The organism is Kitasatospora sp. NBC_00240 (assembly GCF_026342405.1).
Taxonomy (GTDB): Bacteria; Actinomycetota; Actinomycetes; order Streptomycetales; family Streptomycetaceae; genus Kitasatospora.
The window spans coordinates 7,260,689-7,282,217 of record NZ_JAPEMU010000001.1; the positions used below are offsets into that span (position 1 = coordinate 7,260,689).

The 21,529-nt window shown below is 74.6% G+C and carries 16 protein-coding genes; 8 read left to right on the forward strand and 8 right to left on the reverse strand.

The window, feature by feature from the left end:
- The first annotated feature begins 325 nt into the window (after window positions 1-325).
- A complete protein-coding gene (locus OG689_RS31070; protein WP_266324163.1) occupies window positions 326-1,963 on the forward strand; it encodes a sigma-70 family RNA polymerase sigma factor in 1,638 nt (545 codons plus the stop codon).
- 90 nt (window positions 1,964-2,053) lie between these two features.
- Here the strand turns inward: OG689_RS31070 and OG689_RS31075 are convergent, their stop codons facing one another.
- Together OG689_RS31075 and OG689_RS31080 are read right to left on the reverse strand one after the other, a co-directional pair.
- A complete protein-coding gene (locus OG689_RS31075) occupies window positions 2,054-2,932 on the reverse strand; it encodes a CAP domain-containing protein (RefSeq protein ID WP_266324164.1) in 879 nt (292 codons plus the stop codon).
- 173 nt (window positions 2,933-3,105) lie between these two features.
- Window positions 3,106-3,714 (reverse strand): nucleotidyltransferase family protein, encoded by a 609-nt coding sequence (locus tag OG689_RS31080; protein WP_266324165.1) that lies wholly within the window; start codon window positions 3,712-3,714, stop codon window positions 3,106-3,108.
- A 129-nt stretch (window positions 3,715-3,843) separates the two neighbouring features.
- On the opposite strand from OG689_RS31080, the gene moaA reads away from it, so the two are divergent.
- Complete coding sequence (moaA, locus tag OG689_RS31085) at window positions 3,844-4,839, forward strand: GTP 3',8-cyclase MoaA (RefSeq protein WP_266324166.1); 996 nt, start codon at window positions 3,844-3,846, stop codon at window positions 4,837-4,839.
- A 95-nt stretch (window positions 4,840-4,934) separates the two neighbouring features.
- Here the strand turns inward: moaA and OG689_RS31090 are convergent, their stop codons facing one another.
- Window positions 4,935-5,891, reverse strand: coding sequence for a helix-turn-helix domain-containing protein (locus tag OG689_RS31090; protein WP_266324167.1), 957 nt, complete (start codon window positions 5,889-5,891; stop codon window positions 4,935-4,937).
- 191 nt (window positions 5,892-6,082) lie between these two features.
- Between OG689_RS31090 and OG689_RS31095 the strand changes: the two genes are divergently transcribed.
- Together OG689_RS31095 and OG689_RS31100 are read left to right on the forward strand one after the other, a co-directional pair.
- Window positions 6,083-7,066, forward strand: coding sequence for an NAD-dependent epimerase/dehydratase family protein (locus OG689_RS31095; RefSeq protein ID WP_266324168.1), 984 nt, complete (start codon window positions 6,083-6,085; stop codon window positions 7,064-7,066).
- 215 nt (window positions 7,067-7,281) lie between these two features.
- Complete coding sequence (locus OG689_RS31100) at window positions 7,282-7,977, forward strand: HNH endonuclease family protein (RefSeq protein ID WP_266327556.1); 696 nt, start codon at window positions 7,282-7,284, stop codon at window positions 7,975-7,977.
- Between the two features lie 42 nt (window positions 7,978-8,019).
- Here the strand turns inward: OG689_RS31100 and OG689_RS31105 are convergent, their stop codons facing one another.
- Both OG689_RS31105 and OG689_RS31110 read right to left on the reverse strand, forming a co-directional pair.
- Window positions 8,020-8,856: a pentapeptide repeat-containing protein gene (locus OG689_RS31105; protein ID WP_266324169.1), complete on the reverse strand. Its 837-nt coding sequence runs from the start codon at window positions 8,854-8,856 to the stop codon at window positions 8,020-8,022.
- 161 nt (window positions 8,857-9,017) lie between these two features.
- Complete coding sequence (locus OG689_RS31110; RefSeq protein WP_266324170.1) at window positions 9,018-11,414, reverse strand: glycosyltransferase family 39 protein; 2,397 nt, start codon at window positions 11,412-11,414, stop codon at window positions 9,018-9,020.
- 613 nt (window positions 11,415-12,027) lie between these two features.
- Between OG689_RS31110 and OG689_RS31115 the strand changes: the two genes are divergently transcribed.
- From OG689_RS31115 to OG689_RS31125, 3 genes are read left to right on the forward strand one after another with little or no spacing between them, the layout of a single operon-like run.
- Complete coding sequence (locus OG689_RS31115) at window positions 12,028-12,435, forward strand: hypothetical protein (protein ID WP_266324171.1); 408 nt, start codon at window positions 12,028-12,030, stop codon at window positions 12,433-12,435.
- Between the two features lie 2 nt (window positions 12,436-12,437).
- Entirely contained in the window at window positions 12,438-14,153 is a 1,716-nt protein-coding gene (locus OG689_RS31120; protein WP_266324172.1) for an alpha/beta hydrolase, read from the forward strand.
- 10 nt (window positions 14,154-14,163) lie between these two features.
- On the forward strand, window positions 14,164-14,679 hold the full coding sequence (locus OG689_RS31125; protein WP_266324173.1) for a hypothetical protein: 516 nt from the start codon (window positions 14,164-14,166) through the stop codon (window positions 14,677-14,679).
- Between the two features lie 138 nt (window positions 14,680-14,817).
- Here the strand turns inward: OG689_RS31125 and OG689_RS31130 are convergent, their stop codons facing one another.
- The gene (locus OG689_RS31130) at window positions 14,818-15,936 is read right to left on the reverse strand and encodes an alpha/beta hydrolase-fold protein (RefSeq protein WP_266324174.1); all 1,119 of its coding nucleotides are present in this window, start codon (window positions 15,934-15,936) and stop codon (window positions 14,818-14,820) included.
- Window positions 15,937-16,103: 167 nt separating this feature from the next.
- Between OG689_RS31130 and OG689_RS31135 the strand changes: the two genes are divergently transcribed.
- Window positions 16,104-17,180 (forward strand): hypothetical protein, encoded by a 1,077-nt coding sequence (locus OG689_RS31135; RefSeq protein ID WP_266324175.1) that lies wholly within the window; start codon window positions 16,104-16,106, stop codon window positions 17,178-17,180.
- 135 nt (window positions 17,181-17,315) lie between these two features.
- On the opposite strand, the gene OG689_RS31140 is transcribed toward OG689_RS31135, so the two are convergent.
- Both OG689_RS31140 and rox read right to left on the reverse strand, forming a co-directional pair.
- The gene (locus OG689_RS31140) at window positions 17,316-19,367 is read right to left on the reverse strand and encodes a CocE/NonD family hydrolase (RefSeq protein ID WP_266324176.1); all 2,052 of its coding nucleotides are present in this window, start codon (window positions 19,365-19,367) and stop codon (window positions 17,316-17,318) included.
- Between the two features lie 218 nt (window positions 19,368-19,585).
- The gene (gene rox / locus OG689_RS31145) at window positions 19,586-21,046 is read right to left on the reverse strand and encodes a rifampin monooxygenase (RefSeq protein WP_266324177.1); all 1,461 of its coding nucleotides are present in this window, start codon (window positions 21,044-21,046) and stop codon (window positions 19,586-19,588) included.
- Window positions 21,047-21,529 lie beyond the last annotated feature (483 nt).

The window sequence follows — 21,529 nt, forward strand, 5'->3', positions numbered from 1 at the left end:
TCGCCCCGGCCGGAGGCCGGGGGAAGGTCGCCTCCCATGCTCCCCGATCCGCCCCGGTCGTGGCAGGGAATGGCGCAATCCTCAGGGAGAGATCAGGGGTACACGCTCGGTGACGTACCCGGCCGGGAGGACCCCGGTCGGCAGCGGCACCGTCCGTGGAGGCACGACCCGGGCCGGGCCCGGCCCCGTCCGCGGCGGTACGGCCACGGGGTACCCCGGCGACGGGTCCGGGCACAGCAGTGCGGTTTCCTGTTATCCCGCCGGGTGGCCGGGGTCTCCGAGGGGTGCGGGGGTGTCAGGGTTCGGAGAGCTGAGGACGGTGCGGATGCAGGCGCGAACGGGGACACGGGCGCAGCTGGGCGACGCGGTCGGGACGGCGGTGGTCGTCGCGGCGCAGGCCGGTGACGAGCGCGCCAGGGAGCGGCTGGTGGCCGCCTACCTGCCCCTGGTCTACAACGTGGTGGGCCGGGCGCTCGACGGCCACGCGGACGTGGACGACGTGGTGCAGGAGACCATGGTCCGGGTGATCGGCCGGCTCGACGGGCTGCGCGACCCGGCGGCCTTCCGGTCCTGGCTGGTGGCCGTCGCGATGAACGAGGTCCGCCGGCGGTGGTCGGCCCGGCAGCAGGCCGGCCTGACCGGCCTGGACGCCGCCGAGGAGGTGCCGGACCCCGGTGCGGACTTCGTGGACCTCACCATCCTGCGGCTCGGCCTCTCCGGCCAGCGCCGCGAGGTCGCCGAGGCGACCCGCTGGCTGGACGACCGGGACCGGGACCTGCTCGCCCTGTGGTGGCTGGAGACGGCCGGTGAGCTGACCCGCACCGAGCTGGCCGAGGCCCTGGAACTCTCCCCGCAGCACGCGGCGGTGCGGGTCCAGCGGATGCGCGAGCAGCTGGAGGCGGCCCGGGTGGTCGTACGGGCGCTCGCCGCCGACCCGCGCTGCGCGGAACTCGACACCCTCACCGAGGCCTGGGACGGCAGCCCCGCCGCCCTGTGGCGCAAGCGGATCGCCCGGCACGCCCGCGCCTGCGCCGCCTGCGCGGGCCACCGGCGCGGCCTGATGCCCGCCGAGGGCCTGCTGGCCGGCCTCGGCCTGCTGCCGCTGCCGCAGCACCCGGGCGGATACCTGCCGACGGCCGCGCAGTCCGGCGCGCCGGGCGGGGACGGCTCGGCCGGGAGCGGAGGCGGCGACGCGGGGTCGGGCGGCGGCACCGGCACGGGCAGCGACACCGGATCGGGCGACGGGGCGAGCGGTTCCCCCGCGGAGGGCCACGGCGCCCATGGCGGCCACGGTGGCCCGGACGGTCACGGGCACGGCGGTCCCGGCCGCCGGCGGCGCCGGACCGGCCGCGCGGTCGGCTCGGCGGTGGTGGTGCTCGCGCTCGGCGCCGCCGTCCTCGGCGCGCTGCGCGCCGACCCCGAGCCGGCCGCCGCACCGCCGCCGGTGGCCGCCGCACCGCCGGCGCCCACGCCCGCACCCGTGACGCCGACCGCCACCCCGCAGCCCGTGGAACCCGTCCCCGTGGTGGTGCCCCCGGTCACGGCCACCCCGACCGGCGCCGCCCCGAGCCCCACCCCGAGGACGGCCGAGCAGCAGATGGCGGACCGGATCAACGCCACCCGCGCCAAGCGGGGCTGTCCCGCCCTGAAGATCGACCCGCGGCTGCACAGCGCGGCGCAGAAGCACTCGGAGGACATGGCGGCCCGGAACTACTACGACCACGTCGACCCCGACGGCGGCCGAGCCGACAGCCGGATCACCGCCAGCGGCTACCGGTGGAGCCTGTGGGGCGAGAACATCGACCGGGGCCGCAAGAGCCCGGACGGGGTGGTGGACGACTGGATGGACGGTGCCATCCACCAGGACAACATGCTCGACTGCCGGTACACCGCGATGGGGCTGGGCACGGCGCCGAGCCCGGCCGGCACGCTGTGGACGCTGGACCTCGGCGCCACCCGCTGATCCGGCCGCTCCTGCGCCCGGTCCCGCCGCCGCCCTGACCCGCCCTGACCCGCCCGGGGCGGGCCGGGGCGGGCAGGCGGGGCGGGACGCTCAGCCGGCGGTGGCGAACACCTGGGTCCACCAAGGGCCGCCGGAGCCCAGGGTGACCCCGACACCGATCTCCTTGAAGTCGCAGTTGAGGATGTTGGCCCGGTGGCCGGGGCTGTTCATCCAGGCCTCCATCACGGCGGCGGCGTCCTGCTGGCCGCGGGCGATGTTCTCGCCCCAGCGGCTCCACTTGTAGCCGGTCGCGTTGATCCGGGTGTCCGCGTGGTGGCCCTCGGGGTCGGCGTGGTCGAAGTAGTCGCGGGCGGCCATGTCGTCCGAGTGCACCTGCGCGGCGGACTGCAGCTTGGCGTTGACGGCCACCGGCCCGCAGCCGTTGTTGGCCCGTTCGGTGTTGACCAGCGCGGCGACCTGGTCGATGAACTGTGCGGCCTTGCCACCGGCCGGCGCGCCGGCGGCGGGGGAGGACTTGGCGGCGGCCGGCGACGCCGAGGAGGTGGCCGTCGGCCGGGCGGGCGCGCCGGTCGCCGGCGCCGCCTGCGGGGTCCCGGCCGTGGCGGTGGGTGCGGGCGTGGGCGCGGCGGTGCTCGGGGCGGCACTGGGGGACGGCGCGGCGGACGGCTGTCCGGCGCTCGCGGACGGCGAGCCGGTCGGAGCGGCGGGCGTCTGCGGTTCGGCGAGCTGGGCGGTCAGCAGCCGGTCGGGGGCGCTGGCGGCGGCCGGCCGCTGATCCGGGCCGGTCGGCGGGGCGACCGTCGCGTACCAGCTCGCCGCGCCGCCCAGGGCCACCGACCCGGCCAGCACCGCGAACATCCTCGGCGCGGCGGAAGGTTTCTTCCGCCGGCCGCGCCGGCGTCCGTGCCCGCCGGCGGCGGTCCGCTCCTCGGCCCGGCCGTGACCGGTCACGGGGTGGTCGCTGTTCATTCGGGTCCACGTCCTCTGCCTCAGGTGTTCTTGCGACACCTGGGAGACCTGTGGGTGGCCGTCCGACAACGGAAATTCGGCAGGAAAGATCCGAACGTTCGGAATTGACGGACTGCAGGGGCCCGCCGGCACCCCGGCGGACCCTTCGGGGCGCGGCCGGTCCGGCCGGGCGGCTAGGGCGCGGACGTCCAGCGGGCGAGGTCCGCCGGGGTGTCGAGGTCGTCCGGGACGGCGACGTCGGCGCACTCCACCAGCGTGATCGCGGCCGCGTGCGCGGCCAGCAGCGCGCGGGCGCCGGCGTCGCCGGTGGCGCCGGCGGCGGCCTCGGCGAAGTGGCGGGCGCCGATCAGCACCGGGTGCCCGCGGCGGCCCCGGTACCCGGCGGCCGCGAGGTCGGCCCCGGCGCGGTGGGCGGCGAGCAGCCGGGCCACCGCGGCGGGGGTGACGCCGGGGGTGTCCACCAGCATCACCAGGACGGCGGAGGCGCCCGGGGCGAGGGCGGCCAGTCCGGCGCGCAGCGAGGAGCCCATGCCGCTCTCCCAGTCCGGATTGTCGACAAGGTGGCAATCCGGCAGTCGGGCCTCGGACCGGACCTGCTCGCGGGCCGCCCCCAGCACCACGGTCACCGGGCCGCAGCCGCCCGCCCGGACCACCTCGACCGCGTGCTCGACCAGCGGCCGGTCGCGGTGGCGGAGCAGCGCCTTCGGCCGGCCCCCGAGCCGGCGGCCGCCCCCGGCGGCCAGGACCAGGGCGGCGACGACCGGCAGTGGCTGATCTTCCATGCGCCCAGCTTGCCCGGCCGTCCGGACCTGTGCAGTTGTACGAATGCACAACACGATCCCGCAGGTCGCGGCGGCACCCAGGGTCTTCCGCCGCTGGATTCTCCGAGGGTCTGCGCCTGTACTGGGTCGATGGACACCGCACCTCCCCCGCTGGTCGACCGCTTCGGCCGGGTCCACACCGACCTGCGGGTATCCCTCACCGACCGCTGCAACCTGCGCTGCACGTACTGCATGCCGGCGGAGGGTCTCAACTGGCTTCCCAAGGCCGAGGTGCTCAGCGACGACGAGGTCGTCCGGCTGGTGCGGATCGCGGTCCGGCGCCTGGGCATCACCTCCGTCCGGCTGACCGGTGGCGAGCCGCTGCTGCGGCGCGGACTGCCCGATCTGGTGGCCCGGCTGACCGAGCTGGGCCCCGAGGTCTCGCTCACCACCAACGGGATCGGCCTGGCGCGGACGGCGGTCGCGCTCAAGCAGGCGGGCCTGCACCGGGTGAACGTCAGCCTCGACACCCTGCGGGCCGACCGGTACGCCGAGATCGCCCGCCGGGACCGGATCGCCGACGTGCTGGCCGGGCTGGCCGCCGCGCACGCCGCCGGGCTGGAGCCGGTCAAGGTGAACGCCGTCCCGGTGCGCGGGGTCAACGACGACGAGATCGTCGAGCTGGTCGAGTTCGCGGCCCGCCACGGCTACCGGATGCGCTTCATCGAGTCGATGCCGCTGGACGCCCAGGGAGCCTGGGACCGCGGCAAGATGATCACCGCGGACGAGCTGCTGGAGATCCTCGGCGCCCGCTGGGACCTCGTCCCGGTGGGCCGGCACGGCAACGCGCCGGCCGAGGAGTGGCGGATCGCCGGCACCGACACCGTGATCGGTGTGATCGCCTCGGTCACCCGGCCGTTCTGCGGGGGCTGCGACCGGGTCCGGCTCACCGCCGACGGCCAGCTGCGCAACTGCCTGTTCGCGACCACCGAGTCCGACCTGCGGGCGCTGCTGCGCGGCGCGGCCGAGGACGCCGCGATCGAGGCGGCCTGGCGCCGCACCATCGCCCGCAAGGGCCCCGGGCACGACATCAACTCCGCGGACTTCGTCCAGCCGGACCGTCCGATGTCGGCCATCGGCGGCTGACGTTCGCACGGCGGCCCGTCCGCGCCGTTGACCGTCCGCACGGCGGCCGCGCGGTCTCCCGGCGGCCGGGCTCCTCGGCCGAGGCCCCGGCCGCCTCAGGCGGGCCGGCCGGCCGCCCGGGCGAACTTCGACCGGTAGGCGCGCGGGGTCAGCCCGATCCGCTGCACCAGATGGCGGCGCAGCGAGTCCGCCCCGCCCAGGCCGCTCCGGTCGGCGACCCGCTCCACCGACAGGTCCGTCGACTCCAGCAACTCCCTGGCCCGTTCGATCCGCTGGGTCAGCAGCCACTGCAGCGGGCTGACCCCGGTCTCGGCCAGGAACCGCCGGTGCAGGGTGCGGACGCTGACGCCCGCGTGCGCGGCCAGCTCCGCCGACGAGAGCGGGGTGTCCAGGCGCTCCAGCGCCCAGCCCCGGGTGCCCGCCAGCGAGGGGCCTTCGGTGGCCACCACCGGCCGGGCCACCGGCTGTTCCTCCCCGCCGTGCCGCACCGCCGAGACGAGCGTCAGCCGGGCCACCGCGTTGGCCACGGCGGCGCCGTGGTCGGTGCGGACCATGTGCAGGCAGAGGTCGACGCCCGCGGTCAGCCCGGCGGAGGTCAGCACCGGACCGTCCTCGACGAAGAGCACGTCCGGCAGTACCCGCACCGACGGGTAGTGGTGCCCCAGCGCGCCCGCCTGCACCCAGTAGGTGGTCGCGCTGCGCCCGTCCAGCAGCCCCGCCTGGGCCAGTACGAAGGCGCCGGTGCAGATCGACGCGATCCGCGCGCCCCGCCCGGCGGCCGCCCGCAGGGCTTCCAGCACCCGGGGGTCGGCGTCGCTCCGGGCACCCGAACCCGTCACCATCACGGTGTCCGCGCCGGCCAGCACCTCCAGCCCGTGCGGGACGATCACCCGCAGGCTTCCCATGCTCTGCACCGGCCCCGGCTCGGGGGCGCAGACCAGCACCTCGTAGGCCGGCCCGCCCGCCACCTCCGCCGAGCCGAAGACGAGTTCGGGGATCGACAGGTCGAAGGCGGTGACCGGGGGGACGGCCACCACGGCTATCCGGTGCATGGCCAGAACCTCCGGATCCTTGGCAGCACGGTCACTGTTTCACACCGGCGCGCGGGCGCAGAGTGGAGCTGTCCGACGCGCCCGGCGCACGGCCGCGCTCCTCGCGTCGGCCGGCCCCGGCGTCGGCCCCGCCGTCCCGGCCGGGCCCGTCGTGCCGATCCCGCACCCGAACTGCCTTCCCGGAGAGAGTCATGCCCAGTTACGTCGTCATCGGCGCCGGATCCACCGGCACCGCCACCGCCCGCCTGCTCGCCGACACGGGGGAGGACGTACGGCTGGTCACCCGTGGTGGATCCGGTCCGCTGCACCCCCGGATCGAACGGGTCGCCGCCGACGCCACCGACCCGGACCGCCTCACCGCGCTGGTCGAGGGCGCGGCCGCCCTGGTCAACTGCGCGGCGCCGCCGTACGACCGCTGGAAGCAGGAGTTCCCGCCGCTGGCCGCGTCGCTGCTCACCGCCGCGGAGCGGACCGGCGCCGGGTACGTGATGCTCGGCAACGTCTACGGTTACGGGCCGGTGGACGGGCCGGTCACCGAGCTGCAGCCGATGGCGCCGAACAGCGTCAAGGGCGAGCTGCGGGCCGGGATGTGGGCGGACGCGCTGGCCGCCCACCGGGCCGGCCGGGTCCGGGCGACGGAGGTCCGGGCCGGCAGCTACTTCGGTCCGGGTGCCCAGTCGCTCTTCCAGTTGATGGCCGGCCGCCGGCTGGCCCTCGGTGAACCCGCCGGCTACTACGCCGACCTGGACGCGCCGCACAGCTGGGCCGCCCCGGTGGACGTCGCCCGCACCCTGGTCGCGGTGGCCCGGGCCGGGACCGGCTGGGGCGAGGCCTGGCACGTGCCCAGCTTCGCCACCGTCTCCGCCCGTGAGCTGGCCGCCCGGCTGGCCGCCGCGGCGGGCGCCCCCGCGCCCCGGCTGACCGCGACGACCGACCGGGAACTCGCCGAACTCGCTCGCGACGTCAGCGTCATGGGCGAGGTCGCCGAGATGCGCTATCTCACCCACCGGCCCTTCGTGCTGGATTCCACCCGCACCGAACGGGCCTTCGGAGTGCGGGCCACGCCGGCGGCGGAGGTGGTGGCCGCGGTCGCCGCCGAGTTCACCGGGGCCGCCGGAGCCGGAGCCGGGGCAGGGGCAGGGGCAGGGGCAGGGGCCGGGGCCGGGACGGCCTGACCGGTCCCGCCGGGCCCGGTGGTTCGGCGGGGCGCTCCCGGCGATGCGGAATGTGAGGTTCGACATGACCGCGGCGTGCCCCGTACCGAACGCTTGACCGGGCGTGAGGCGGCTGGTCTGCTGGTGCGCCGTCACCCGCCGACCCGACCCGGGAGTCCACCGTGCCCGCCCGCCGCCGCGCCCAGTCCACGACCGCCGCCCTGCTGCTCTGCGCCCTGGCGCTGGCGGGGTGCACCGGCCACCCGACGACCTCCGGCGACAGCGCCCCGTCCGGCGGCCTCGGCACCAGCCCACTGCAGAACCCGGACGGCACCAAGCCCGGTCTGGCGCCGATCACTTCGGCGGCGGACCTGGGCGCGGCCCGGGACCTGATAGCCAAGGTGCGGACGGCGGCGGCCGGCTCCAAGGACGGCTACGACCGCGACCAGTTCGGGCCCGCCTGGACGGACAACGTCGACGGGGTGGCGCTCGGGCACAACAAGTGCGACACCCGCAACGACCTGCTGGCCCGGGACGGCCGGGCGGTCGAGCGCAAGGACGGGTCGGACTGCACGGTGACCGCGATGACCATCTACGACCCGTACACCGGCAAGACCGTGAAGTGGTCCAGGACGCAGGCGTCGAGGATCCAGATAGACCACGTGATGCCGCTGTCCTACGACTGGCAGATGGGAGCCGCCAAGTGGGACAAGGCCAAGCGGGTGCAGATAGCCAACGACCCGCTCAACCTCGTCCCGGCCGACGGCCAGCAGAACGCGTCGAAGGGCGACTCGGGGCCGTCCGTCTGGCTGCCCGCCGACCCGGCCGTCCGCTGCTCGTACGCCGTCCGCTTCGCGCAGGTCTCGCTGAAGTACGCCCTGCCCGTCACCGAGGCGGACAAGAAGGCGATGCTCCAGCAGTGCGGGGGCTGACGGCCCTGGGGTCCGGCGACTGTCCCGGCGGCCGTCCCGGCGTCAGGACCAGTGCGCCGGGCGGGTCAGCGCGGCCGGCAGCCTGGTGGCGGCGTCGCCCTTCGCGGCGTTCAGCTGGGCCTGGGTCAGGAAGAGGCTGCCGGTGAGGTCGGCGCCGCCGATCCTGGCGTCCCGGAAGTCCGCGCCGATCAGGTCGGCGGAGCGCAGGTCGGCGCCGGTGAGGTCGGCGGCGATCAGATAGGCGCCGCGCAGGTTGGCGCCCCGCAGGTCGGCCTTGCGCAGCCTGGCGCCGATCAGGTCGGCGCCGCGGTGGTCCTTGGCCTTGCGCCCGGCGGTGGCGCGGACGAGTTCGCTGGTGCGCAGCAGCAGTTCGTTGACGCGCCCGCGGTGGGCGGCGACGTCCAGCCCGGCGAGGTCCTCGGCGCTCTGCCGGGTGAGCCGCTCGGTGTCGTCCAGCGCCCGGCGGAGGTCCGCGTGCACAGCGCGGGCGGGCTGCAGGGTGAGCGCCTCGGTCAGGTACCAGAGCAGTTCGTGGAGCTGCCGGACGACCGGGAAGACCTCGAACATCTGCCGGGACGTCTCCGGCGCCTGCCGCCAGTCGCGACCGCCGAAGGTCACCTGGGAGACCTGCTGCCCGGCACCGAAGCAGTCGTACACCGTGCAGCCCTGGAAGCCCTCCTGGCGCAGCTTGGTGTGGATGCCGCAGCGGAAGTCGGTCCGCAGGTTCTTGCAGGGCTTCCCGGCGTCCTTGCCGACGGCGAAGTCGGCCGAGGCCGCGAACGGCAGGGCGACGCAGCAGAGCCCGAAGCACTTCGAGCAGTCGGCCCGCAGGTCGGGACGGCTCTCGGCGGGTGGTGCGGCGGTGCGGTCGTCGGACACTGCGTGGGTCCCTCGTACGCGGATCGGTGCTGCTCTTTCGCAGGGATCGTATCGCGGGGAGGGTGGGGCGGTCCGCTCGCGCGGTCCGCCCCACCCTTGTCCGGTCCGTCCGTCCGTCGGTGCCTTTCCGGTGGTCGGCCCGTCCCGTCGTGCGGGGCCGGTCAGCCGGTGGGGGCCGTCAGGTCGTAGATCGTCGCGCTGCCGACGGTCTTCGCGGTGAAGTGGGACGCCACCCAGGTGGCGATCTCCGAGGACTCCGAGGAGCCACCCATGCCGCCGCCCGCCATGTTGCCGCCCGTCGCGCCGGCCGTACCCGTCGCCCCGGGCGCTCCCGCGGCACCGGCCGTACCGCCGGCCCCGTTCTCGGTGCCGGCCGCGGTGGTCGTACCGCCGCCCATCCCGCCGCCCATCCCGCCACCGATGAAGTAGTGGATCTTCCCCTCGGTGACGTACTGCTGGAAGGCGCCGAGGGTCAGCGAGGGGTCGGTGCCGTTGAAGCCGCCGAGCGCCATCACCGGCTCACCGGAGGCCAGCTGGTAACTGGCCTGGTTCTGCGAGCCGACCGCGGCCGCGACCCAGGTGTACCGGTCGGCGCCCTGCTTCAGCAGCGCGGCGAGCTCGCTGTCGACCCGGGCGCCGTTCAGCAGGCCACCCATGCCGCCACCGCCGCCCGCGCCGCCCGTGCCGCCGCCCCGGCCGCCGAAGCCGCCCTGCGGCATCCCGGGGAACCCGTTGCGTCCCTGGCCGCCCTGGCCCTGGGCGTTCTGCCCCGGAACCTGGCCCTGTGCCTGGCCGTTCCGGCCCTGGCCCGGAATCTGCCCCTGCCCGTTCTGCCCCGGGGCCTGCTGCCCGGGACCGAACAGCTCCAGCGCGCCGCCGCGACCGCCGAAGCCGCCGCGCCCGCCGCCGCCCGGGCCGAAGCCCGCGCCCTGGACCTGCGGTCCGGCCGTCACGATCGACCCCGAGTGCCCGGTGGACACCGTGTCCACCGCGTACGCCGCCGGGCCGCCCAGCGCCGCCGCCAGGCCGACCAGCCCGGTCACCGCGGCCAGCCGCGCGCTCAGCCGGCCCGCCAGCAGCAGCGCCGCCGCCGCGGCCAGCCCGCCGATCAGCACCGCCCAGCGCAGCCAGGGCAGGAAGTCCGAGCTGCGCCCGAGCAGGACGTACGCCCAGATCGCGGTGACGGCGAGGGTCGCGCCCAGCACCGCCGCGTAGGGCAGCCGGTGGCGGACCCGCCAGAGGCCGTCCACGCCCATGCCCACCAGGGCGGCGACCGCGGGGACGAGCGCCACCGTGTAGTACTGGTGGAAGATCCCGGACATGAAGCTGAAGGTCAGGGCGGTGCAGAGCAGCCAGCCGCCCCAGACCAGGAAGGCCGCCCTGGCACTGTCGGTCCGGGGGGTGCGGCGGGTCGCCCAGAGGCCGAGGACCAGCAGGATCAGCGCGGCCGGCATCAGCCAGGCGATCTGGCCGCCGATGTCGCCGTCGAAGAGCCGGGTGATGCCGGTGCTGCCCCACATGCCGCCACCGCCGCCCGCACCGCCTCCGCCGCCACCGCCGCCGACGCTGCCGGTCTCGTTGCCGGTGATCCGGCCGAAGCCGTTGTAGCCGAAGGTCACCGACAGGAAGCTGTTGTCCTGCGAGCCGCCGATGTACGGCCGGTCGGCGGCCGGGACGAGCTGCACGACCGCCACCCACCAGCCGGCCGACACGACCATCGCCAGTGCGCCGAGGAGCAGCTGGCGGACCCGCCGGCCGAGGCCGGTCGGCGCGACCACCAGGTAGATCAGGGCGAAGGCCGGCAGTACCAGGAAGGCCTGCAGGGTCTTGGTGAGGAATCCGAAGCCGAACATCACACCGGTGAACACCATCCAGCGGGTGCCGGCCGTCTCGGTGGCCCGCAGCACGCCGTACGCGGCCAGGGTGAGCAGCAGCACCAGCAGCGCGTCCGGGTTGTTGAACCGGAACATCAGCGCCGCGACCGGGGTGAGGGCCAGCGCGCCGCCGGCCACCAGGCCACCCAGCGGGGAGAAGCGCCGGCGCACCGCCGCGTACACGGTGCCGACGGTGGCGACCGCCATCAGGACCTGCGGGGCCAGGATCGCCCACGAGCTCAGGCCGAAGATCCGCACCGAGAGCGCCATCGGCCAGAGCGACATCGGCGGCTTGTCGACCGTGATGAAGTTGGCGGCGTCCGAGGAGCCGTAGAAGAAGGCCTTCCAGCTCTGGCTGCCGGCCTGGACGGCGGCGGAGTAGAAGGAGTTCGCCCAGCCGGAGGCGCTGAGGTTCCAGAAGTAGAGGACGGCCGTCGCCGCCAGCAGGCCGAGCAGGGCCGGCCGGGCCCACCGCGGGTCGTCCTCACGGCCGCGCCAGGTGCGGGCCGGCAGGGTGCGCAGGCGCCCGGCCCAGGACGCCGGACCCTTCGGGCCGCGCGGGGGCAGGGCGGCGGGCGGGAAGATCGGGTCGACCGTGGCGCGCGCCGGGGCCTGCGGCGGCGGATAGTTCGCAGCCTCGGGCCACGGGTCGCTGGTCGGAGGGAAGGAACTGGTCGTGGTCATGGGGATAACCTCGGCCGGACGGCTGAGAGCAGGATGAGACCCGGCTATGAGTGGCCTGTGATCTTGCCGCGATCATGCGACGGGCCGGTCGGCGGCCGACCGGGATCCTCGCGGCGGCCTCCGCCCCGGGCCGGGTTCCGGGGGTGCCCGGCTCCCGGCCGGCCTGCGGGCTTCGCCGTGATGCGGCGTCAGACCTCGGCCTGACGCCCCGTCCGCCGCGGTGGGAGGTGCGGGCCGGCCGCCGTTGCGGGCGTCGGGGCCGGTGCGGACACGGGTGGTGCCGCGGCGGGCGATCGCCCGGGTGCCGGCCGTCCGTCCGGGGAGGGCGCCTCGACGCGGGTTCGGGCGTCGGATCCTCGGCTCGTGAACCCGCCGTCCCCGCCGTACCGGCCCTCCCCGCCGTACCGGCCCTCCCCGCCGTACCGGCCCTCCCCGCAGGACACCCACCGCGCGGCCGGTGGGCACCGGCACTCCCGCTCCGGCCCTTTCCCCATGGCCCGCCTGTAGTTGACCCGAAGGCCTGTGCGACGATCGGTGCTGTGCTGAGCACACGGGGGGTGTGGGAGTCGCAGTGACTTCGTGCTTCCCGAAACGGGGATCGGACGGGGGAACGATGCGCGAAGCAGACGGAAGTGACGGGGGCTACCGGGTGAGCCCGGGTGAGCTGGAGGGCAGCGGGCAGAGTGCCAAGGAGGTCGCCGGGCTGGTGCCCGGCGAGACCACCAAGGTCGTGGACCCGAGTGATCAGGCGTCAGCGACGCTCAAGGGCTGGCAGCTCGGCGGCGCGCTGCACGACTGCACGGCCGACTGGAAGGTCCTGCTGGACAAGCTCTCCACCGACATGGACACCTACGGCACCAAGATGATCAAGATGGCGCAGGAGTACCGCGCCAACGACCTGGCTGTCGCGGCGAAGCTGAACGCCATCGGCACGCGGTCCGCGCCCACGGCGGCTGCGGGCGGCGGCCCCGATCCGTTCGGGACGACCGTGCACGGCGGCCGCGCCCGACAGGCGGTCTGAGCGTGGAGACCAAGACCCTCTACGACGTCAACCTCAACAACCTGCTGACCGCCAGGTTCGCCTACGAGAGCCTGGCGTCCGCCTTCGCCAAGCACATCGAGGCCTGGCAGACCACCGTGGTCGACCGGCTGGAACGCTCCCGGTGGACGGGCTCCACGGCGGATCAGGTCCACGGCGACCTCCGGGTCTTCGCCGCCAAGCTCAAGGCCGCCGACCAGGAGCTGGTCCTGGTCGGCAGCGCGCTGGCCGAGGCGCACCGGTCCATCGCGCTCGCCCAGTCGAAGCTGATCCAGGTGATGGACGATGCCAAGGCCGCCGGCATCACCGTCAAGCCGGACGGCAGCATGTCCTGGAACAACGACCGTGACTCCAGCTCCTTCGCCGGCCCGGGCGCCGCCAACAAGGCCGAGGCACTGAGCCTGCGGCTGAGGGACGCCCTGAGCGAGGCCGACCACGCCGACCAGGAGATCTCCAGGCGGCTGCGGCACTTCGTGGACAACGCCACCAGCGGCACCGGTCTGGACGGCGCCACCGCCGAGGCGGACCGCAAGGCCAACCAGGGCCGCCTGGACATTCCCGACGCCAAGGCCACCCCCGAGCAGGTCAAGGCCTGGTGGAACGGGCTGACCCCGGGCGAGCAGGAACAGCTGATCCAGAACCACCCCGAGGAGATCGGCAACCGCGACGGCATCCCCGCGGTCGGCCGGGACGAGGCCAACCGCCTCACGCTCAAGCGCGAGCACGACCGGCTGCAGGACGAGTTCGACAAGCTCGGTGATGAGCCCGTGGAGAGGTTGATGCCGGGTGAGGTCGTCTACGCCGAGAGCCTGGAGCACAAGCAGTGGCGGGAGAAGCACGCCGACCTCGAGGAGAAGCTCAAGGGCATCAACGCCATCCAGGGCCGGCTCGACGACACCGTGACGGCGGATCACCCCAAGTCGTACCTGCTCGCCTTCGACACCGAGGGCAAGGGTCACGCCGCCGTGGCGATCAACAACCCGGACACCGCCGACAACGTGGTGACCTACGTCCCCGGTACCGGTGCCAGGCTCGGCAGCATCCCCGGTGACATCGGCCGCTCCGACAGCATGGTCGGAGCCGCGCGCTCGGCCGACTCGACGAAGACGACCTCCTCGATCACCTGGGTCGGCTACGACGCACCGCAGAACATCTTCCCGCAGGCGGCCGACGACTCCTACGCCGACGGCGCGAGGGACAAGCTGCACTCCTTCGAGACGGGTCTGCGCGCGACCCACGAGGGCCAGCCCTCCCACAACACCATCCTCGGGCACAGCTACGGCAGTACGACGGTGGGCTACGCCCTGCGTGACAAGGGTCTGCCGGTCGATGACGTGATCTTCGTCGGGAGTCCGGGCGTCGGGGTCGACAACGCCAAGGACCTCCACGTCGACCCGAACCACGTCTACGCGGGCCGCGGCGACGCCGACGCGATCGAGTGGGCCCTGCCGGAGAACCCCGCCAACTACGTCAGGGACGGCGTGAGCGAATTCGGTACGAAGATCAGCAACGGCTTCGGCGCCCTGAACCCGTACTCCGGATTCCACTCCGAGGCGGACAACCACCTGGCCTTCGGACGGGATCCCGCCAACGGGCACTTCGGCGGCAGGGAGATCCCCACCGACCCGGGAACCGAGCACTCCGACTACTGGCAGGGCGCGTCCCTGGACGCCATGGGCAACATCATCGCAGGGAAGTGACGGAGAGACCATGCACAGCCCGACCCGGTTCCGTACCGCCGCGACCGCTGCCGTCGCGATCCTGGCCCTGACGTCCTGCGGCTCCGGCGGCAAGACCGGCGCCGCCAAGCCGACCATCACGGCCGCCCAGGCGAAGCAGCAGGTCATGGCGTACGACCTGGACATCCTGTCCACCCTGCTGGGGGAGCAGCAGGCCATGGTGTCCGAGCCCTCCAGCAGTGAGTGCGAGACCAGTTCCCAGCCGGGCCCCAAGGGCAGGGTGCGCCTGCACAGCAGCGACCACGGGCTCGGCGTCGTCGCCGTGGAGCGCAATCCGGAGATGTTCGAGACCTTCCGCAAGCACCTGGTGGAGAAGGGCTTCGAGCCCTTCAACAAGAACGCGGACTGGGAGTACTACAAGAACAAGTCGAACGGCTTCACGGCGGAGTTGAAGGAGAGCCTGGACAGCAGCAAGAAGCTCACCCTGACCGTCAGCTCCCCGTGCGTCTGGCCGGACGGGACGCCGGGCCCGGACGCGAACAAGTAGGACTGGCCCGGCGTCCCGCTCCTGCACAGGCCACCGTGCGCACCTCGACCCACGCGGTGCGCGCGGTGGCCGCCCGCAGTCGGTTCCCCCGGGCGGGCCGCTCCGGGCCGTCGGGTCCGGCCGGCCGAAGGCGCGGAGCTAGGCCTCCTGGGGGACCGTCAGGTGCTTGCCGAGCCACTCCAGGGCGGGCGGGATCTCCCGGGTCCAGGTGTGGAAGTTGTGGCCGCCGGTGTCCAGGGTGATGGTGGAGAGCATGGTGGGGGCCTTGAAGGCACTCACCATGGCCTGGGTCTCCTGGTAGTTGTTCTCGTCGTAGCTGGTGGCCAGCAGCAGGGAGACCGGGGCGGCCGGCTTGTTCCGCAGCCGCCAGAGCAGGTCGTTCTCCTGCTTGAGCCGGTCGTCGCCGGCGAACAGGTCGCCGGTGGTCTGGTCGATCGGCGCGGTGTAGTAGCCGGACAGCGAGACCGCCGAGCGGTACGCGTCGGGCTTGCGCAGCGCGAACTTCAACGCGCAGTACCCGCCGGTGGAGTTGCCGATCACGGCTCGCGCGCCGGGGTCGTCGGAGATCCGGTAGGTGGTGGCGAGCGCCTTCGGCAGGTCGGCGGTGAAGAAGGTCTCCACCTGCGGGCCGCCGGGGACGTCCATGCACTCGGTGTCCCGGTTGCCGGCGATGGTCGGGCGCATCAGCACCAGGACGGTCGGCGGGAGCTTCTTCTGCTCGATGGCCTGCAGGGTGGAGGCCGGGTACTGCATCAGGGTGATGAGCTTCTCCGCCGAGCCGGGGTAGCCGGCCAGAACCAGGGCCATCGGGAAGGCGTGCTTGGCGTACCGGGGCTGGAAGTACTGCGGCGGCAGGTAGACGTACGCCTCGCTGCGCAGGCCGGTGGCGGCCCCGTTCACGTCGATCTTCTGGATCAGGCCCGAGCGTTCCCGCACCGATCCCTGGGCGGAGTAGACCCGCTGTTCACCCATCACGGCCACGGCGGCGTTCGGCCGGTGGTCGACCACGGTGCCGGGCCCGCCGTCGGAGCCGAGCAGGTCGCTCCAGGAGCTGTAGAAGCCGAAGTAGCCGTTGGCGATGAGGCCCATCGCGACCAGGACGGCGAGCTGGGTGGCGAAGAAGGCGCCGATCCGGCCGAGCCAAGCCTTCCAGGTCCGGCCGCCGAATCTGGGCCAGAGCCACATGGTGGCGGCGAACACGGCGAGCGCCGCGACGACGGCGATGATCTGCAGCGGGAGTCCGGTGAGGCTGAACACTCCCTGATCGTAGTGGACCCGCATGTGCGCCCCGGCGCGCGCCCCTCGCACGCCCGGTGCTGCCCCCGACCGCCCCGCCGGCCCGGCGCAATCGTGTTGACCGGTACCGCGCGGCCCGGGACCATCATGACGGGGATCAGCACCAACAAGGCAACGGGGGGCCTGTCTTGGCCGAAACACGCGGGACGTCGACCAGTACGCCGGACCCGATCGCGAGGACCGCGCCGGGTACGGCCCGGGACAGCACGCCGGGCACCACCACGACCACCTCGCCGGTCCGTACCCGGAGCACCTCGCGCGTACTGGCCGCCGCCGCCCTGCTGGCCTCGGCCGCCCTGGTGCTGGCCGGCTGCAGCGGCGGCTCGACGGGCTCCGCCTCCGACGCCGGGCGGACGACCGCCGCCCCGCGCACCTCCACGCCGCCGCCCGTCCCGACGCCGACCCCGACCCCGTACGGGCCGGTCCTGGCCAAGTGGATCGGGCCGCTGGACGTCGAACTCGCCAAGCTGCCGCAGGCCGCCGACCTGATCGCGCTGGGGGCGGGCCTGAAGGCGGTCGGCTCCAGGGCCGTGCTGGCGGGCACCGGTCTGAAGTTGGCCACCGCGCCGGCGGCGGCCTCCGCCGCGCACCGGCAGCTGCTGGTCGCGCTCGCCGCGCTCAGCGACCACGTCGACACGGTCCAGGAGGAGATCCACCGCGGCAAGTTCTGCGCGACCAGCTCCGCCCTGGCCCGCTTCGGCCAGGCCGAGGCGCTGACGACCATTCCGGCCGCGCTGGCCACGCTGGCCGCGGCCGGCTACCCGGCGACCCTGACCGTGCCGCCGACCGGCCAGCTGCAGGAGCGGGTGCTCGACAACGGCACCATGGTCCGTGAGGGCGGCCTCGACGGCCGGGGCGAGCTGAGCATCGAGAACGGCGGCAGCGGCGACGCGGTGCTCTCCCTCGCGAAGGACGGCAAGTCGGTCCACTCGATCTATGTGGGGAAGGGCCAGACCGCGAAGTTCAAGGGCATCGAGGACGGCACCTACGAGGTCTTCTTCGCGGGCGGCTCCGACTGGGACTCCGCCACCAAGGCCTTCACCCAGAACTGCGACTTCAGCAAGTTCGACGAGCCGTTGGACTTCAAGACCACCCGGACGTCCTCCGAGATCCGCTGGAGCACCTGGACGCTCAGCCTGCAGGCGGTGGCCGGCGGCAACGCCAGGACGACTGACGTACCGGCGGATTCGTACCCGCAGCCGTGACGGCGGGCGGGCCGGCCGGCGCACGCCGACCGGCCGGCCCGTCCTCCGCCGGAGGGCGCCGGCCGGGCCGCGCGGTCCGGGCCCGGCGCGCGGTGTCCGGCGTGTTCAGGGCGCCCGGCGCGGGATCCCTTGTGTTCAGGGTGCCCGGCGCGGGATCCGCCGCTCCCACTCCCGGCTGAACACCACCGAGCCGGCCTCCAGCGCGCTCACCTGGCTGCGGGCGGTGAGGTGGGTGGCGTCGCAGTCGAGTTGGGAGCGGGTCCGGACGGTGACGTCCCAGCCGATGTCCGGGCGCTCCAGGCGGACGGTCCGGTCGGTGCGGGCGGTGGCGCTGAGCGGGTCGCCGGAGAGGATCCGGTACGCCTCGACGGTCCGCTCCTCGTGGACCAGCCCGTCGGGGTGGATGCGCGGGCCGCCGTAGCCCGGGTCCACCTCCAGGCGCCATTCGCCGGCGGCGACGTCCCTGATCACCAGGCGTTCGGGGCGGCTGGTCAGCGGTTCGGTGCGGCGGACGTCGAGCGGCGCGGCCTGCTCGGGCGGCCCGAAACGGATCGGCGCGCTGCCCGCGTCGGCGGCGAGGTGGCGGACGGGGAGGGTCAGGGCACTGCGGGACGGGTCCAGGTCGAAGCCCTCGTCCTGCGGCTGCGGCCAGACCCACGGCCAGTAGGCGGAGGACAGGGCCAGCCGGAGGCGGTGGCCGGGCGGCACGGCGTACCCGGTGCCGGCCAGGTCGACGGTGGCGTCCACCGTGGCGTCCAGGGCGCGGTCGGGCGTATCCGCCGGCGCCGGCCCGCCGTCCGGGCGGCCGGCGAGGGCGAGCACGCCGCGGGTGATCAGGGTCGAGGAGCCGTCGGGCGCGACGTCGCAGAGCCGGGCGACCACCTGCCCGCGGGGGCTCCGGCCGCGCAGCCTGAGCCGCAGGGCGGGCCGGCCGAGGATCTCCACCGGCTCGGGCAGCGGGGTGGAGTCGAAGCAGACCGAGCGGCCGTCCTCCTCCCGCTGGTCGGGCGGCAGGTCGGCGGCACTACCCGCCGGGTGCGGGCTCCCGGCGTCCACCCCGGTGTGCTGCGGCGAGCGGACGTGGACGAAGCGGTCGTCGGAGGCGGTGCCGGCGGCGCGCAGCGCGGTGTCCAGGCCGTAGTGGATCCCGCGGACGTCGGGGGAGGGCCAGGACTCCTCGCGGCACCAGCGGCCCGGGCGGGCGCCGTCCCCGCCGGCGGGCGGCCCGGACCCGTCGATCCAGCTGCGCAGCGCCGGTTCGGCGAGCACCCCCGTGTCGGCGCCCTTGAGCCAGTGGTCCCACCAGCGCAGGGTCTCCTGCAGGAAGCCGACGGCGGGGCCGGGCGGCAGGCCCTGGTCGGGGTACTGCTGCGACCACGGGCCGATCAGGCCGCGGACGGGCGCGGCCAGCTGCTCGACCAGCCGGAGCACGGTGTCCCGGCCGGGGGCAGCCCAGCCGCCGACGGCGAGCACGGCGGCCCTGATCGCGCGGTACTCCCCGCCGTCCGGGCCCGGGCGCGTCCGCTCCTCGCCCGGCCGGTGGGTGAGCAGGTGGTGGGCGGGGGGTTCGAGGGCGGCCAGCCGGTCCAGCCACATCCGGCGCCAGTCGTCGCCGACGTACCGCGGGTCGGGCGGGCAGGCGGCGAGGGACAGCAGACCGGCGGACCGGGCGTGGGTGTCGGCAGCGAGCAGGGCGCCGCCCGGGTGGGCGGCGCCGTCGGGGTGGTCGTCGCCCGCGCAGACGGCGACCACGGCCTTCAGCGCGGGCGGTGCGAGCGCGGCGATCCGCAGGGCGGTCGAGCCGCCCCGGGCCAGTCCGAACATCCCGACGTTCCCGCTGCACCAGGGCCGCGCGGCCAGCCACTCGACGACGGAGACGCCGTCCGCCAGCTCCTGCGCCGAGTACTCCTCGCCGGGCGCCCCGCCCGAGTTGCCGTGGCCGCGGACGTCGACCCGGACGGAGGCGTAGCCGTGCCCGGCGTACCAGGGGTGGCGCTGGGAGTCGCGGGCCGCCGTCCCGTCGCCGATCCGCCCGGGCAGGTACTCCAGCAGGGCGGGCACGGCCTCCTCGGTCACCGGGCGCCAGATCCGGGCGTGCAGCTCGACCCCGTCCGCCAGCGGGACGCGAACGTCCTCCCGGACGGTCCGGTACGCGTAGGACGCCGGGTGCTGCGCGGTCTGCGGCATGGCCCCTCCTCGGTGTCACGGCCCGGATCACCGTGCGGGCGGGCCGGCGCGGGGCCGCCCGCCCTCCGGGTGGTCAATCAGAATCAGACGATAGTGGAGGCTATGTCCGATTTCCTGATGACGTGTGACGCCCGGGGGCAGGTGCTCCGGGTCGGCCCGCGATCTCCGCCCACCCAGGGGGTGTGCGCGGCCCGGGGGCAGGGAGCCCGGCGCCCCGCTCAGCCGACCGGGGCGCCGAACCACTTCGGCAGCGTGTCGAGCAGCTCCTGCTGGTCGTCGCCGACCCAGGCCACATGGCCGTCCGGCCGCAGCAGCACCGCGGGCACGTCCAGCTCCTCGCTGACGTCGACGACGTGGTCGACCCGGTCCACCCAGCCCGCGACCGAGAGCCGTCCGGTCCGGTCGAGCAGCAGGCCCCGGCCGGCGTGCATCAGCCCGTACAGGCGCCCCCGTTTCAGCGCGACGTCCCGCATCCGCCGGCCGAGCAGCTCGTGCCCCTCGCCGAAGTCGTAACGGATCGCGATCCCGGTGATCTTCTCGATCAGGTGGTGGTTGACGTTCTCGAACTCCATCAGCTCCGCCAGCAGCCGGCGCACGGCGCGGGGACCGGGCTCGGTCGACATCAGCTGGATCTGCGCGCGGGTGTTGTCCAGCACCTCGGCGGCCACCGGGTGCCGCTCCTCGTGGTAGCTGTCCAGCAGTCCCTCCGGAGCCCAGCCGTTGATCTCGGCCGCCAGTTTCCAGCCCAGGTTGAACGCGTCCTGCACGCCGAGGTTGAGCCCCTGACCGCCGGTCGGCGGGTGGATGTGCGCCGCGTCCCCGGCCAGCAGTACCCGGTCGACGCGGTAGCGCCCGGCCAGCCGGGTGGCATCGCCGAAGCGGGAGAGCCAGCGCGGTGAGTGGACGCCGAAATCGGTGCCGGCATGCGCCCGCAGCTGCTGCTTGAACTCCTCCAGGGTCGGCGTGGCCGTCCGGTCCTCGGTCACCCCCTCGGCGGGCACCACGACCCGGTACGGCCCGTCCGGCATGGGCGCGAGGCCGAACCGCAGCTGGGTCCTGCGGACCTCGGCCACCACCTTGGCCACCGTCTCCGCCGGCGCGCCCACCTCCATCACGCCCAGCAGCGTCTCGACCCGGGAGGGCTCACCGGGGAAGCCGACACCGAGCAGCTTGCGCACCGTGCTCCGGCCGCCGTCGCAGCCGACGACGTACCGCGCGCGCAGCCGGGTGCGTTCCCCGCCGGCCGCGGCTCCGTCCTCGCCGCGGTCGGCCAGCTCGACGGTCACCCCGTCCTCGTCCTGGCTGAGCCCGACGAGTTCGCAGCCGCGCCGGATCTCCGCACCGGCCTCGACGGCGTGCTCGGTCAGCAGCCGCTCGGTGACCTCCTGCGGGATGGCCAGGACGTAGTTGTGAGCGGTGTCCAGCCCCTCGGGCCAGGAGGTGCCGAGACCGGCGAAGAACCCGCCGACGGTGAACTTCCGGCCGAGCGGGAGGAACCGCTCCAGCAGGCCGCGCTGGTCCATCACCTCGACACTGCGTGCGTGCAGCCCCTGTGCGCGGGACTGCTTGGTCGGCTCCGCCTCCTTGTCCACGACGAGCACCCGCACGCCGTGCAGCCGCAGCTCGCCGGCCAGCATCAAGCCGGTCGGTCCACTGCCGGCAACGATCACGTCAATCATTCAGAACCGCCCCGTTCGACACTGTCCGTTCGGCCGGCTGTTCGGCCCGGCCCGGTGGCGGGCACCCCGGCGCGCGGTCCTTCCCGCGCGTCGTGCCCACCACGGCACCGTGGGATCCGTACGGCGTCAAACCGACGCATATGTCGCGAATCCCAGATTTCGGCCGATTCCGGCTTCGGTGGACGATTGTGCAGCACGACGGGGGCCTTGCCGCAAGGCCCCCGGTGGGCTATATGTTGAGAGTGGCGAGGAGTGGTCGTACTCCTTGCCTTTTGCTTTTTCCGCCCGCCGTGGACGGCGGAGTTCCCCGGGGGCGGCATCGGCCCGCCGGCCCTGTTCGGCCGGCCCTGCCCGGTCCGGCCCCGGTCGGCCGGGGCGGTACGGACGCCGGCGGCCGGGGCGGCCTCGGGGCGGACCAGCTGATGAAGAGTCAGCTTTCTTGTCCCGGCGCGGAGTCGGGGGTCCGGCGGCGAGGGCGTCCGC